This is a genomic window from Pseudomonas sp. TWP3-1, assembly GCF_049896625.1.
GTDB lineage: Bacteria > Pseudomonadota > Gammaproteobacteria > Pseudomonadales > Pseudomonadaceae > Aquipseudomonas.
The window spans coordinates 157,297-170,538 of record NZ_JAFCUQ010000011.1; the positions used below are offsets into that span (position 1 = coordinate 157,297).

The window sequence follows — 13,242 nt, forward strand, 5'->3', positions numbered from 1 at the left end:
AGTTATTGAGCCCAACGCAATTGCGTAGGCAAGGGTGAAACGGGTTCCGGTGCCGGCGGTTCGCCGGGCAGGGACAACACTCGGTTGAGGACTTCGGTTTCCAGCGCCGCCAGCCGGTGCGAACCGCGCACCCGCGGGCGCGGCAGTTCGATGTGCAGGTCGAGGCCGACTTCGCCGTCCTCGATCAGAATCACCCGGTCGGCGATCGCCACCGCTTCGCTGACGTCGTGGGTTACCAGCAACACCGTGAAACCGTGCTGCTGCCACAAGCGTTCGATCAGTTGCTGCATCTCGATCCGGGTCAGAGCATCCAGCGCGCCCAGCGGTTCGTCGAGCAACAGCAGGCGCGGTTGATGGATCAATGCACGCGCCAGTGCGACTCGCTGCTTCTGCCCACCGGACAAGGCTGCCGGCCATTCATTGGCGCGATCCGCCAGTCCCACCGATTCCAGCGCCTGCAAGGCTTGCGGACGCCAGTTGCCTTTGAGGCCGAGACCGACGTTGTCGATGATCTTTTTCCACGGCAGGAGGCGCGCTTCCTGGAACATCAAACGCGTGTCGTCGCGCGCATCGCTGAGCGGTGCGGAGCCGGCGAGCAAATCGCCGCCAGTCGGCAGATCAAGTCCAGCAAGCAAGCGCAGCAAGGTGCTTTTGCCGCAGCCGCTGCGCCCGACCACGGCGACGAATTGCCCGGCCGGAATGTGCAGATCAACGTTGCGCAGCACTTGCCGCGCGCCGAAAGTCTTTTGCAGGTTGCGCACCGCCAGCGGAATCCCGCGCAGCAGGCGTGGAGGTTGTTGAGCAGTCATGCCGCACCTCCTTTCGCCACTTGATACGCCGGATGCCAGCGCAGCCACACACGCTCAAGTCCGCGGGCCGCGAGGTCGGCGAGTTTGCCGAGCACCGCGTACAACAGAATCGCCAGCACCACCACGTCGGTCTGCAAGAACTCACGCGCATTCATCGCCAGATAGCCGATGCCGGAGCTGGCGGAAATGGTTTCCGCGACAATCAGCGTCAGCCACATGAAGCCCAGCGCAAAGCGCACGCCGACCAGAATCGAAGGCAACGCACCCGGCAGAATCACCTGGCAGAACAGGCTGAAACCGGACAGGCCATAACTGCGGGCCATTTCCACCAGCGCCGGGTCGACGTTGCGGATGCCGTGATAAGTGTTGAGATAGATCGGGAATAAGGTGCCCAACGCCACCAGAAAAATCTTCGCCGACTCGTCGATGCCGAACCACAGGATCACCAGCGGAATCAGCGCCAGATGCGGCACGTTGCGGATCATCTGCACCGAGCTGTCGAGCAGGCGTTCGCCCCACTTCGACAGGCCGGTGATGAAGCCCAGCAGCAGACCGATGCTGCCGCCGATGGTGAAGCCCAGCGCCGCGCGCCAGCCGCTGATTGCCAGGTGCGTCCAGATTTCGCCGCTGCGCACCAGGCTCACGCCGGCCTCGATCACCGCCACCGGCGCCGGCAGAATCCGCGTCGACAACCAACCGGCCGACACCGACAACTGCCACACCGCCAGCAACAACACCGGCAACGCCCAGGGCGCGAGGCTGTGGATAATTCTCTTCATGGCTGCGCCTCAGCTCTGCGACGCGGCTTTGGGCAGAATGTCGTTGGCCACCATCTCGCCGAACGGGCTGACGTAACCCGCGCCTTTCGGCAGTTCCGGACGTTCGATGTCCAGATGCGGGAACAGCAGTTCCGCGACGCGATAGGATTCTTCGAGGTGTGGATAACCGGAGAAAATGAAGGTGTCGATGCCCAGATCCGCGTATTCCTTGACGCGCGCCGCCACGGTCGGACCATCGCCGACCAGTGCGGTACCGGCACCGCCGCGCACCAGACCGACGCCGGCCCACAGGTTTGGACTGACTTCGAGGTTGTCGCGACTGCCGCCGTGCAACGCGGCCATGCGTTGCTGGCCGACCGAATCGAAGCGCGCCAGGGACGCCTGAGCGCGGGCAATGGTGTCGTCGTCCAGATGCGAGATCAGCCGATCCGCCGCTTGCCAGGCCTCGGCGTTGGTCTCACGCACAATCACATGCAGACGAATGCCGAAACGCACGGTGCGCCCGAGCTTGGCCGCTTTGACGCGTACTTGTTCGATCTTCTCGGCGACGGCTGCCGGCGGCTCGCCCCAGGTCAGAACCATCTCGACTTGTTCTGCAGCCAGATCCTGCGCTGCTTCCGAAGACCCACCGAAGTACAGCGCCGGACGTGGTTGCTGGATCGGCGGGTAGAGCAATTTCGCGCCCTTCACGCTGATGTGCTGGCCGTCGTAATCGACGGTTTCGCCTTCCAGCACGCGGCGCCAGATGCGGGTGAATTCCACCGAGGCCTGGTAGCGTTCTTCGTGACTGAGGAACAGACCGTCGCCGGCCAATTCTTCCGGATCGCCACCGGTCACCAGGTTGAACAGCGCGCGGCCGCCGGAGAGTCGATCCAGAGTCGCAGCCTGACGCGCTGCCACCGTCGGAGAAATGATCCCGGGGCGCAGGGCGACGAGGAACTTCAGACGCTGGGTCACCGGGATCAGCGACGCTGCCACCAGCCACGAATCTTCGCAGGAGCGGCCGGTGGGGATCAGCACTCCGCCGAAACCCAGACGATCCGCCGCTTGCGCGACCTGTTGCAGATAGCCGTGATCAACGGCGCGGGCGCCTTCGGCGGTGCCAAGGTAATGGCCATCGCCGTGGGTAGGCAGGAACCAGAAAATATTGAGGCTCATGGAGTGGTCTCCTTGGGGATTCGAATTACTGCGCTTTGGCCACAGCGGCCGGAGGGGTCCAGATCACGTCCTTGATGCTCAACGGCTTGGGAATCAGCTTGAGCCCGAAGAAGGTGTCGGCGATTTTCTGTTGCGCGGCGATCACTTCCGGGGTCAGGAACAGCGCGCCGTAACCCTGGCGCTTCACTGAAGTCAGGGTGATGTCTGCCGGCAGGCCGAGCAGTGGCGCGACCTGTTGCGTTACGTCTTCAGGATTGGCTTTGGACCACTCGCCGACTGCGCGCACTTCTTCGACGAGGGTCTTGATCACCTCGGGATTTTTCTGCGCATAAGGCTTGGTCGCCAGATAGAACTGGTGGTTGTCGACGATGCCTTTGCCGTCACGCAGGGTGTGCGCTTGCAGTTGTTTCTCGGCGGCGGCCTGGTACGGATCCCAGATCACCCAGGCATCCACGCTGCCACGTTCGAACGCGGCGCGGGCATCGGCCGGCGGCAGGAATACCGTTTGGATGTCGGTGTATTTGAGGCCGGCGTCTTCCAGTGCGCGCACCAGCAGGTAGTGCACGTTGGAGCCTTTGTTCAGGGCGACTTTCTTGCCCTTGAGATCGACGACCGATTTGATCGGCGAGTCTTTCGGCACGAGGATCGCTTCGCTGTTTGGCGCTGGCGGTTCGTAGGCGACGTAGAGCAGATCGGCGCCGGCTGCTTGCGCGAAGACTGGCGGGGTTTCGCCGGTGACGCCGAAGTCGATCGAGCCGACGTTCAAGCCTTCCAGCAGCTGTGGGCCGCCGGGAAACTCAGTCCATTGCACGTCGACGCCTTGGGCCGCGAGGCGTTTTTCCAGCGTGCCCTTGGCCTTCAGCAGCACTAGCGTGCCGTACTTCTGATAGCCGATTCTCAGCGTCTCGGCCTGGGCTTGAGTGATGGCGCCGAACGTCACAGCCGCAGCAAACAGAGCGACCAGACCGCGACGCAAAAATACAGTGCGCATAGCGCTCTCCTGATTTGCAGTGGGGTTTTGGCTGCACCTGCTTGCCCGTTAGCGGACCAGTAAGGTGAGTACTTCAAATGCGGGTGAAGCTTCAAATGCTCCAGCGAGCACTCAACAAACGTTCGTTCAACAGGCCCGGTTCCAGCGGCTTCGGCCGGCGGGCCATGGCGCCAATGAACTGGTCCAGCGCTTCATGCAGACGCTGCTCCAGCGCCGGTGCCAACTGCGCCTGGGCACTGCCTTCGCCGTAAGCGATCTGGCTGTCCTCGGCAAAAATCCCTTGCAGCATTTCCTGGGCTTTCAGTGCCGACAACACTGGCTTGAGGGCGTAATCGACCACCAACATATGGGCGATGCTGCCGCCGGTAGCCATCGGCAACACCACCTTGTGGTTGAGTGCGCGCTCCGGCAGCAGGTCGAGCACGGTTTTCAGTGCGCCGGAAAACGAAGCTTTGTAAACCGGTGTAGCGATCAGCAGGCCGTCGGCGTTTTCGATCTGTTGCAGCAGGTCGAGCACCTTCGGGCTGTCGAAGCGCGCGTGGAGCAGGTCTTCGGCCGGGAAGTCCCGCACCTGATAACTCACCACTTCCACCCCTTGCTGTTGCAACCAGCGTTGCGAGCGTTCCAGCAACACCCCGGAACGGGAGCGCAGGCTTGGACTGCCACCGAGTGAGACGACCAGCATTCAGACGATTCCTTACGCGTTACAGGCGATTCGCAGGTTGCGATCTCGCTTCGATGTGAGTGACCTTATCAGCTGATTTATATATCCATAAATCATATTTATTCATTTGGTTATGCGATTTGGAGATATGCGAAAAGCTTTCTACCGGGCAAAAAAACAGGCCGTGAAAACGGCCTGAAACCCTGCGTTACGGATGCTGCAAATTCTCGAAAATTACTTGTTCGGCTGCGGAGTCAGGCGCAGGTATGGCTTCACCGCGCGATAGCCTTTCGGAAAGCGTTTTTTGATTTCGTCTTCGTCCTTGAGCGACGGCACGATCACCACTTCGTCGCCGTCCTGCCAGTTGGCCGGGGTGGCCACTTTGTAGTTGTCGGTGAGTTGCAACGAGTCGATCACGCGCAGGATTTCGTGGAAATTACGCCCGGTACTCGCCGGGTAAGTAATGGTCAGGCGAATCTTTTTGTTCGGATCGATCACGAATAACGAGCGCACCGTCAGGGTGTCGCTGGCGTTCGGGTGGATCAGATCGTACAGATCGGAGACCTTGCGATCGGCATCGGCCAGGATCGGAAAGTTGACGATGGTGTTCTGGGTTTCGTTGATGTCTTCGATCCACTTGTGGTGCGAATCCACCGGGTCGACCGACAGCGCGATGGCTTTGACGCCGCGCTTGGAAAATTCATCCTTGAGCTTGGCGGTGAAGCCCAGCTCGGTGGTGCACACCGGGGTGAAATCCGCCGGATGGGAGAACAGCACGCCCCAGCTATCACTTAGCCATTCGTGAAAACGAATCTTGCCGGCGCTGGAATCCTGTTCGAAATCGGGGGCGATGTCGCCAAGTCTGAGGCTCATGGTGCGGCTCCTTATGAGTTGTTGGAGACCTCAACTGTAGCCCGGCTTTTATGCTTCTGAAAAAGAATAAATAACTAGATATCTATACCTTTAAAGAATATTAAACATCTGTTCACTGGACGCACGATGGTATCGCGACGAACATCGGTCGCAAGGTTCGAGAAGGCCTTGAGTTGCTGCAAAGAGGGAAATTCGCGTCAGGCTTACGGGGGTGAGCCTGCCGCGAAAACGCAAAAGCCCCGTCCGGCGCGATGCCGGACGGGGCTTTTTTACATCAGTAGCTTGAGCGCGCTATTACAACAGCGGGATCGAGTAGCTGACGATCAGGCGGTTTTCGTCCTGGTCGCGTTGACCCGGGATGTCGTTGCGCCAGGTAGCGTTTTTCCACATCAGGCCCAGGTTCTTCAACGGGCCTTCAGGTACTACGTAACCAACAGTCAGGTCACGTTCCCACTCGGAGCGGCCATTGCCGTTCTCGCGGCCGTTGCTAGCGACGGTATCGATGTTATCGCCACGCAGGTAAACCATACCGGCGGTCAGGCCTGGCAGGCCGACTTTGGCGAAGTCATACGAGTAGCGTGCTTGCCAGGTGCGTTCGCCGGCACGGCCGAACTTCTGGATTTGCATGTCGGTGATGGTGTAGTTCGACGAACCGTCGCCCTGGTTCAGCCAAGGGAAGTCGCTGCTACCGTTGGACACCTGATAGCCACCACCAAAGGTGTGACCAGCAACGGTGTACAGGAACAGGCCGCTGTACAGGTTGTTGTCGACTTTGCCGCGACCACTGGCGGTACCGGTGTAGTTACCGCTGCTGTAGTAAGCAGGGGTGTTACCGTTAGCGCCGTCATCGGAGCTGTTGAAGTAACGGAAGTCGGACTTCAGCACGCCCGGACCGATTGCCCAGTTGTGAACCAGACCCAGGAAGTGTTGCTTGTAGAAGTCTTCCAGATTGCCGTAGTAGTACTGGGCGGTCAGGTCTTTGGTGATTTTGTAGTCACCACCGGCGTAGATAAACTTGTTGCTGTCGCGGCCGGTAACGGTAGGGCTGTTGGCACCACCGATGGACAGTTGCTCATTGTTGCTCGAGTTACGGCCTTTCACGGCTTCGATCTGACCGCCGACCAAGGTCAGGTCCTTGATCTCGCCGGAAGTGATCTGGCCACCCTGCCAGGTTTGTGGCAACAGACGACCGTCGTTGGTCACGATTACCGGGTTTTTCGGCTGCAAGGTACCCAGCTTCAGCTCAGTCTGGGAGACCTTGGCTTTAGCAGTCAGACCCAGGCTGGAGAAGTTGTCCACTGCTTCGCCGTTGGACTTGCTCGGGAACACAGTGCCACCGTAGGAAGTCGAGGTCGCGCCGTTGGTGCCGCCGCCCGAATCCAGACGCACGCCCAGCAGGCCGATAGCGTCGATACCGAAGCCAACAGTGCCTTGGGTGTAACCGGAGATGAAGCGCAGATCGAAGCCTTGGCCCCATTCTTCGTTCTTGTTCTGCACGCCAGAAGCGGTTTTGGCAGCGCTGTCGCGGTTGTCAGTGTTGATGTAGAAGTTACGCAGCCCCAAGGTGGCCTTGCTGTCTTCGATGAAACCGGCGGCGCCTGCCTGCTGCGCCATAACCCCTACGGCCACGGCCAGGGCCAAGGTGGACTTGTTCATGTTTCGCTCCTCTCGTTTCTAATTCTTGTGTTCCTGGTCCGGAGTCTGATGCCCCTGGATCCTAAGATGCGCGATTAGCGCCAGACCGTGACTGACAAGTCAATCGTAACCTTGTGTGTCTACGACCAAGGTCTAATCGCAGTTATTTGGTCCCTGCAGGGTAACGACTTCCTGATAAAGCCAAAAAGAATTTATTCATCCTTTTTAATACCATTCAGGAATATGGCCGTGTAGTGGCCATCATCACCGGGATACAGCGTATCGGCGACTAAGCTCATTCCTAAATGGTGTTTGTTAGCCTTTTTTTAGATCGATTAGCTTTGGCGCAACCCCGAATCGTCAAACCCTATCGAAAAGGCGACGCCATGATGGCCAAACGCGCACTATCTAGTCAATTTGTTACAGTTTGTGTGTCAGCACTGATTTCTTTTTCTGCCCAGGCAGCCAACCTCACGGTGGGTTATCAAACCGGCATTGATCCGAGCAAAGTGCCGCAGGCCGATGGGGTCTACGAGAAGACCATCGGCGAGAAAATCGACTGGCGCCGCTTCAACAGCGGCCCGGAAGTTGTGACAGCCATTGCTTCAGGGGATGTGCAGATCGGCAACCTCGGTTCCAGCCCTTTGGCTGCCGCCGCCTCGCGTAACTTGCCGATTGTGGCTTTCATCGTTTCGGCACAGATCAATGCCGCTGAAGCCTTGGTGGTGCGTAACGGCAGCGGCATCAACAAGCCTGAAGACCTGGTCGGCAAGACCATCGCCACGCCTTTCGTTTCTACTTCGCACTACAGCCTGCTCGGCGCACTCAAGCACTGGGGCCTGGACGCCTCGAAAGTCAAAGTGGTGAACCTGCAACCGGCGGAAATCGCAGCAGCGTGGAAACGCGGCGACATCGATGGCGCGTTTGTCTGGTCTCCGGCACTGGGTGAAATCCGCAAAACCGGCAAGACCCTGACCGATGCGGCACAAGTCGGCCAATGGGGCGCACCGACCTTCGAAGTGTGGGTCGCGCGCAAGGACTTCGCCGAGAAGCATCCGGACGTCGTGGCCAAGTTCGCCAAGGTCACGCTGGATTCGTTTGCCGATTACGCCAGCCATAAAGACAGCTGGACGGCGGACTCGGTGCCGGTGCAGAAAATCGCCAAACTGACCGGAGCCAATGCTGCTGACGTACCGGAATTACTCGCCGGTTCGGCTTTCCCGGATGCCAAGGCACAGCAATCCAGCGCGCTGCTGGAGGGCGGCACGGCCAAGGCAATTGCCGAAACGGCGAAGTTTTTGCAGGAACAGGGCAAGGTTGAAACGGTGCTGGCGGATTATTCGCCGTATGTGAGCGCGAAGTTTGTAACTGACTGAGCGCAGGACTCTGTGGCGAGGGAGCTTGCTCCCGCTGGAGGCCGAAGGACTCCCGATCACGGCAAACGCCAATCTCGAGGCCGCTTCGCGACCCAGCGGGAGCAAGCTCCCTCGCCACAGGTGAGCCCACTGAGTCAGAGGGCTTTTTCGAAGATTTTCGAGTTGCGCTGATAGTTGTACAGCGAGGCGCGTGCCGCTGGCAGGCGTTCGACGCTGCTTGGCTCGAAGCCGCGCTCACGGAACCAGTGGGCGGTGCGGGTGGTGAGGACGAACAAAGTCTTCAAGCCCTGCGCCCGGGCGCGGGTTTCGATGCGCTCCAGCAACTCATCGCCGCGCCGGCCGTGGCGATACTCGGGATTCACCGCCAGACACGCCAGTTCACCCGCATCCGAATCGGCGATCTGATACAGCGCCGCACAGGCGATGATCATGCCTTCACGCTCGACCACGCTGAACTGCTCGATCTCGCGCTCCAGCACTTCGCGCGAACGCCGCACCAGAATCCCCTGCTCTTCCAGCGGGCTGATCAAGTCGAGCAAACCGCCGACGTCTTCAATCGCGGCCTCGCGCACCAGCTCGAATTGCTCCTGCGCCACCAGCGTACCGCCACCGTCACGGGTGAACAGCTCGGTCAGCAGCGCGCCGTCCTCGGCATAACTGACGATATGGCTGCGCGCCACGCCACCACGGCAGGCTTCGGCGGCGGCATCCAGCAGTTCGCCCTGGTAATTGCTGCCCAGGCGCTGCAAATGCGCCGGGACTTGTTGAGGGCGCAACTCGCGTACCAACTTGCCGTTCTCGTCGATCAGACCGAGGTCAGCGCCAAACAGCAGCAGCTTGTCAGCCCCGAGATCGATGGCGGCGCGCGTAGCGACGTCTTCGCAGGCAAGATTGAAGATTTCACCGGTCGGCGAGTAGCCCAACGGCGACAACAGCACGATCGAGCGCTCATCGAGCAGGCGATTGATACCCTTGCGGTCGACCCGGCGCACCTCGCCGGTGTGGTGATAATCAACGCCTTCGAGCACGCCGATGGGCCGCGCGGTGACCAGATTGCCGCTGGCCACGCGCAGACGCGAGCCCTGCATTGGCGATGAAGCCATGTCCATCGACAGCCGCGCTTCAATCGCAATGCGCAGCTGACCGACCGCATCGATCACACACTCCAGCGTTGCCGCATCGGTGATGCGCATGCCGTGGTGGTAATGCGGAGTCAGGCCGCGTGCGGCGAGGCGGGTTTCAATCTGCGGGCGCGAACCGTGCACCAACACCAGTCGCACACCCAAGCTGTGCAGCAGCACAAGGTCGTGAACGATGTTGCCAAAGTTCGGATGCTCCACACCGTCGCCGGGCAGCATGACGACGAACGTGCAGTCGCGGTGGGCATTGATGTAAGGGGACGCGTGACGAAGCCAATTGACGTATTCGGGCATGAACCTGGGCCTGTAATAAATAGCAGCCGGAAGAAGGGTAAAACGGGAAACGCACAGCGGGCTGATGGTTATCGTCGGGACAGGCTTGGCGACACGCGCGCTCTCCTCATGAATACGGGTTGAATTGCTGGCAATTTATACAAGTTTGTCCGGGGTCAGGCAGTAATGTTCAATCAACTGCCGCAATAGCTGCACAGTAGGCTGCAAACGTGACATTTCAAGGTACTCGCCCGGTTGGTGCGCGCAGGCAATGTCGCCGGGGCCAAGGACAATGGTTTCGCAGCCAAGGCGCTGAAGATAAGGCGCTTCGGTGCCGAACGCCACCGCTTCGGCCGCATGGCCGGTGAGTTTTTCGGCGATCCGCACCAGTTCACAGTCTTCGGACTGCTCGAATGGCGGCACTTCCGGGAACAGCGGCGCGTAGTCGATCTTCACTTGATGCCGCTCGGCCACCGGATTGAGTTTGCGCAGAATCTCCGCGCGCAGGATTTTCGGGTCCATGCCAGGCAGCGGCCGCAAGTCGAACTCCAGCGAACACTGGCCGCAGATGCGGTTTGGGTTGTCACCGCCGTGGATGCAGCCGAAGTTCATGGTTGGCTGCGGCACACTGAACTGCGGATTACGGAATTCGCGCTGCCACAACAGGCGCAGGCCACGCAGTTCGCCGATGGCATCGTGCATCGCTTCCAGAGCACTGTGCCCCAAGCGCGGATCCGACGAATGGCCGCTCTGCCCGAGGATGTCGATGCGCTCCATCATGATGCCTTTATGCATGCGGATCGGCTTGAGCCCGGTCGGCTCGCCGATCACCGCAGCCCGGCCCAGAGGCTTGCCCGCCTCGGCCAGCGCGCGGGCGCCGGACATCGAGCTTTCTTCATCGCAGGTGGCGAGGATCAGCAGCGGTTGCTTGAACGGTTGGTCAAGCAGCGGTTGCACGGCGTCGATGATCAGGGCGAAAAAACCCTTCATGTCACAACTGCCGAGTCCTACCCAGCGACCTTCGACTTCAGTCAGCTTCAACGGATCGGTCTGCCATAGCGCATCGTCATACGGCACGGTGTCGCTGTGCCCGGCCAGCACCAATCCGCCAGGGCCGCTGCCGAAACTGGCGAGCAGGTTGAATTTGCCCGGGCTGACCTGCTGGATATCGCAGGCGAAACCCAGATCGCCGAGCCAACCTGCGAGCAAATCGATCACCGCCCGGTTGGACTGATCCAGGCTCGGTTGGGTGCAGCTGACCGAGGGTGCGGCGATCAACGCAGCGAACTGGTCTTGCATGGACGGCAAAGGCATCGCTGACTCCAACTCCCGATTTGAAGTCCATCATAGAGCCATCCGGCGCCAGGAATAAACCGCCACAAAGCGTAGGAAGTTTGAGTCCTGTACACTGCCCGGCCTTGGCAGCCACATATTCCCCCGGCTGCGCTCCCGATCCTGGATTTTCCGGCCATGCAAAAAGAAACCGAAATCAAACTCCGCGTCAGCCGCGAAACTCTCGCTGCACTGCGCGAGCACCCGCTACTGAAAAAACGCAACAAAAGTGGCTGGGAACGCCGTGAGTTGATGAACCAGTACTTCGATACCCCGGAGCGCGATCTGGCCCAGGCCAAAGTCGCCCTGCGTCTGCGCAAGGATGGCGAAGAGGTGATTCAGACCCTCAAGACCCGCGGCCAGAGCGTTGCCGGCCTGTCAGAGCGTAACGAATACGACTGGATCCTGCCCAAAGCCAAGCTCGACGTGAAAAAACTCGACGGCGAATGCTGGCCCGAGTCGCTGGCCGAGCTGGACAAGAAAACCCTGAAGCCGATCTTCACCACCGATTTCGTCCGCGAACGCGCCGAAATTGCCTGGGGTCGTGGCAAGACCAAAGTGGTCATCGAGGCCGCGCTGGACCTCGGCCACGTAGTGGTTGGTAAACAGAAAGAAGAAATCTGCGAGCTGGAACTGGAACTGCGCGAAGGCGAGCCTGCCGCGCTGCTGGAACTGGCTGCTGAACTGGCCGCCACCCTGGCGCTGATGCCATGCGATATCAGCAAGGCTGAGCGTGGTTATCGTTTGTTCGATGCCAACAGCTATTCGCTGAGCCTGCCGGCGCCGGCGATCACCGTCGAAACGCCGCTGGACGATGCTTTCGCCGCGCTGGGCTGGCATTTGCTGGCGAGCAGTCAGCGTCTGGCCGAGCAATATCGTTTCAACGGCCACTGGCGTCTGCTGCTGGACTGGGTCGAGAATCTTGCTGAACTGCGCGCTCTGCTCAGCAGTCTGGGCCAGGCTGCACCGCGTCAGTCGACCCACGATCTGCGCGTTGCGCTGGACGCATTGCTTGAAGACTGGCGTCCACTGGTTCAGGCCGGTGTGGAAGACGAAGACGTGCGCAAAGCCGCACCAGAGCAGTTCCTCGAAGAACTCGAAGACCCACGCTGGGGCCAGTTCTCGCTGAACACTTCACGCTGGTTGCTGGCTCGCACCTGGACTGCCGACCGCAACACCCGTGGCAATCGTCAGGGCGCCGCGCAACTCGGTAGCTGGCTGCCACGTCTGCTGGGTGAGGAAGCGACTTCCCTGCAATTGCAGCGTTATCAGCAGCAGCCGGAAGATCTGGCCGAACAACTGCCGCGCATCGAGCGTATTCAGGTCTGGCTGCACCACGCGCGTAACGTGCTGGATGTGCCGGAGATGGATCGTCTGTACGGCGAGCTGAACAAACTGGCGCAACTGGCCAACGAACCGACGATCACTGACGAACTGCTCGATGCGCGCAAGCATCAGGCGATTGCCGTGTATCAAAACCGTGCCTGGAAAATGCTCCTGCGTATGTAAAACCCCTGTGGCGAGGGAGCTTGCTCCCGCTGGGCTGCGAAGCGGCCCCAAAACTGGTGTTCGCCGGGATTGGGAGTCCTCCGGCCTCCAGCGGGAGCAAGCTCCCTCGCCACAAAAAGCTATCAGTGCTACACCGGCAAGCTGGTTGTGGATTTGATCTCCGACAGCGCCACTATCGAATTCACTTCCTGAATCCCCGGCACCAGCGACAGCTTCTCGAAGAAGAATCGCTCATACGCCTCGATGTCCGCCGCAACAATGCGCAGCAGAAAATCCACCGCGCCCATCAGCACATAGCACTCCAGCACTTCCGGAAACCCGCGAATCGCCTCGGTGAATTCCGTGAAGTTCGACCGCCCGTGGGCGTTGAGTTTGATCTCGGCGAAGATCTGCGTGTTCAGGCCGATTTTCTTGCGATCGAGCAAAGTCACCTGCCCGCGAATGATCCCCTCCTCCTTCATCCGCTGAATCCGCCGCCAGCATGGCGATTGCGACAGACCCACCTGCTCGGCGATCTGCGCACTGGACAAAGAAGCGTCCTCTTGCAGCAGCGCGAGAATGCGTCGATCGTAGCTGTCGAGCTCGCTGCGCATAAATATTCCTCAAACTTAGTAGCTGACGAATTGATCCTTACGATCAACCACGGATTTCGCTCATCTTAGATAAGAAATGTCCGCCAGCGAATGTAAAAATTCCTCCAGTTA

General features: G+C 59.9%; 12 protein-coding genes. 2 read left to right on the forward strand and 10 right to left on the reverse strand.

The annotated features are described in order from the left end of the window. Window positions 1-2 precede the first annotated feature (2 nt). The 7 genes from ssuB to ACP7BN_RS16775 all read right to left on the reverse strand — a co-directional run bounded on the left by ssuB (window position 3) and on the right by ACP7BN_RS16775 (window position 6,930). A complete protein-coding gene (gene ssuB, locus ACP7BN_RS16745; RefSeq protein ID WP_426205308.1) occupies window positions 3-809 on the reverse strand; it encodes an aliphatic sulfonates ABC transporter ATP-binding protein in 807 nt (268 codons plus the stop codon). Continuing rightward, the gene (ssuC, locus tag ACP7BN_RS16750; RefSeq protein WP_426205309.1) at window positions 806-1,588 is read right to left on the reverse strand and encodes an aliphatic sulfonate ABC transporter permease SsuC; all 783 of its coding nucleotides are present in this window, start codon (window positions 1,586-1,588) and stop codon (window positions 806-808) included. The genes ssuB and ssuC overlap by 4 nt, the downstream gene beginning before the upstream one ends. Before the next feature lie 9 nt (window positions 1,589-1,597). Further along, complete coding sequence (gene ssuD / locus ACP7BN_RS16755; protein WP_426205310.1) at window positions 1,598-2,746, reverse strand: FMNH2-dependent alkanesulfonate monooxygenase; 1,149 nt, start codon at window positions 2,744-2,746, stop codon at window positions 1,598-1,600. Between the two features lie 25 nt (window positions 2,747-2,771). Beyond that, window positions 2,772-3,737, reverse strand: coding sequence for a sulfonate ABC transporter substrate-binding protein (locus ACP7BN_RS16760; RefSeq protein WP_426205311.1), 966 nt, complete (start codon window positions 3,735-3,737; stop codon window positions 2,772-2,774). A gap of 91 nt (window positions 3,738-3,828) precedes the next feature. Further along, window positions 3,829-4,422, reverse strand: coding sequence for an NADPH-dependent FMN reductase (ssuE, locus tag ACP7BN_RS16765; protein WP_420647433.1), 594 nt, complete (start codon window positions 4,420-4,422; stop codon window positions 3,829-3,831). A gap of 213 nt (window positions 4,423-4,635) precedes the next feature. Continuing rightward, window positions 4,636-5,274: a peroxiredoxin gene (locus ACP7BN_RS16770; RefSeq protein WP_426205312.1), complete on the reverse strand. Its 639-nt coding sequence runs from the start codon at window positions 5,272-5,274 to the stop codon at window positions 4,636-4,638. A 294-nt stretch (window positions 5,275-5,568) separates the two neighbouring features. Beyond that, on the reverse strand, window positions 5,569-6,930 hold the full coding sequence (locus ACP7BN_RS16775; protein ID WP_426205313.1) for an OprD family porin: 1,362 nt from the start codon (window positions 6,928-6,930) through the stop codon (window positions 5,569-5,571). Between the two features lie 368 nt (window positions 6,931-7,298). Between ACP7BN_RS16775 and tauA the strand changes: the two genes are divergently transcribed. Continuing rightward, window positions 7,299-8,285 carry a taurine ABC transporter substrate-binding protein gene (gene tauA / locus ACP7BN_RS16780; protein WP_426205341.1) on the forward strand — a complete coding sequence of 329 codons (987 nt, stop codon included), beginning with the start codon at window positions 7,299-7,301 and terminating at the stop codon, window positions 8,283-8,285. A 134-nt stretch (window positions 8,286-8,419) separates the two neighbouring features. Here tauA and argA read toward each other — a convergent pair whose 3' ends face one another. After that, a complete protein-coding gene (gene argA / locus ACP7BN_RS16785) occupies window positions 8,420-9,718 on the reverse strand; it encodes an amino-acid N-acetyltransferase (RefSeq protein WP_420647436.1) in 1,299 nt (432 codons plus the stop codon). Between the two features lie 135 nt (window positions 9,719-9,853). Continuing rightward, the gene (gene argE, locus ACP7BN_RS16790; RefSeq protein WP_426205314.1) at window positions 9,854-11,011 is read right to left on the reverse strand and encodes an acetylornithine deacetylase; all 1,158 of its coding nucleotides are present in this window, start codon (window positions 11,009-11,011) and stop codon (window positions 9,854-9,856) included. 156 nt (window positions 11,012-11,167) lie between these two features. Between argE and ACP7BN_RS16795 the strand changes: the two genes are divergently transcribed. Further along, a complete protein-coding gene (locus ACP7BN_RS16795; RefSeq protein ID WP_426205315.1) occupies window positions 11,168-12,538 on the forward strand; it encodes an inorganic triphosphatase in 1,371 nt (456 codons plus the stop codon). Between the two features lie 128 nt (window positions 12,539-12,666). Here ACP7BN_RS16795 and ACP7BN_RS16800 read toward each other — a convergent pair whose 3' ends face one another. After that, complete coding sequence (locus tag ACP7BN_RS16800) at window positions 12,667-13,131, reverse strand: Lrp/AsnC family transcriptional regulator (protein ID WP_420647439.1); 465 nt, start codon at window positions 13,129-13,131, stop codon at window positions 12,667-12,669. Window positions 13,132-13,242: the final 111 nt, after the last annotated feature.

What these genes read in the sequence shown, in the direction of transcription:
- argE (WP_426205314.1), bottom strand. Translation starts at nt 11,011, where the DNA reads ATGCCTTTGCCGTCCATGCAAGACCAGTTCGCTGCGTTGATCGCCGCA.
- ACP7BN_RS16800 (WP_420647439.1), bottom strand. Translation starts at nt 13,131, where the DNA reads ATGCGCAGCGAGCTCGACAGCTACGATCGACGCATTCTCGCGCTGCTG.
- tauA (WP_426205341.1), top strand. Translation starts at nt 7,299, where the DNA reads ATGGCCAAACGCGCACTATCTAGTCAATTTGTTACAGTTTGTGTGTCA.
- ssuD (WP_426205310.1), bottom strand. Translation starts at nt 2,746, where the DNA reads ATGAGCCTCAATATTTTCTGGTTCCTGCCTACCCACGGCGATGGCCAT.
- ssuB (WP_426205308.1), bottom strand. Translation starts at nt 809, where the DNA reads ATGACTGCTCAACAACCTCCACGCCTGCTGCGCGGGATTCCGCTGGCG.
- ACP7BN_RS16795 (WP_426205315.1), top strand. Translation starts at nt 11,168, where the DNA reads ATGCAAAAAGAAACCGAAATCAAACTCCGCGTCAGCCGCGAAACTCTC.
- ACP7BN_RS16775 (WP_426205313.1), bottom strand. Translation starts at nt 6,930, where the DNA reads ATGAACAAGTCCACCTTGGCCCTGGCCGTGGCCGTAGGGGTTATGGCG.
- ACP7BN_RS16760 (WP_426205311.1), bottom strand. Translation starts at nt 3,737, where the DNA reads ATGCGCACTGTATTTTTGCGTCGCGGTCTGGTCGCTCTGTTTGCTGCG.
- ssuC (WP_426205309.1), bottom strand. Translation starts at nt 1,588, where the DNA reads ATGAAGAGAATTATCCACAGCCTCGCGCCCTGGGCGTTGCCGGTGTTG.
- argA (WP_420647436.1), bottom strand. Translation starts at nt 9,718, where the DNA reads ATGCCCGAATACGTCAATTGGCTTCGTCACGCGTCCCCTTACATCAAT.
- ssuE (WP_420647433.1), bottom strand. Translation starts at nt 4,422, where the DNA reads ATGCTGGTCGTCTCACTCGGTGGCAGTCCAAGCCTGCGCTCCCGTTCC.
- ACP7BN_RS16770 (WP_426205312.1), bottom strand. Translation starts at nt 5,274, where the DNA reads ATGAGCCTCAGACTTGGCGACATCGCCCCCGATTTCGAACAGGATTCC.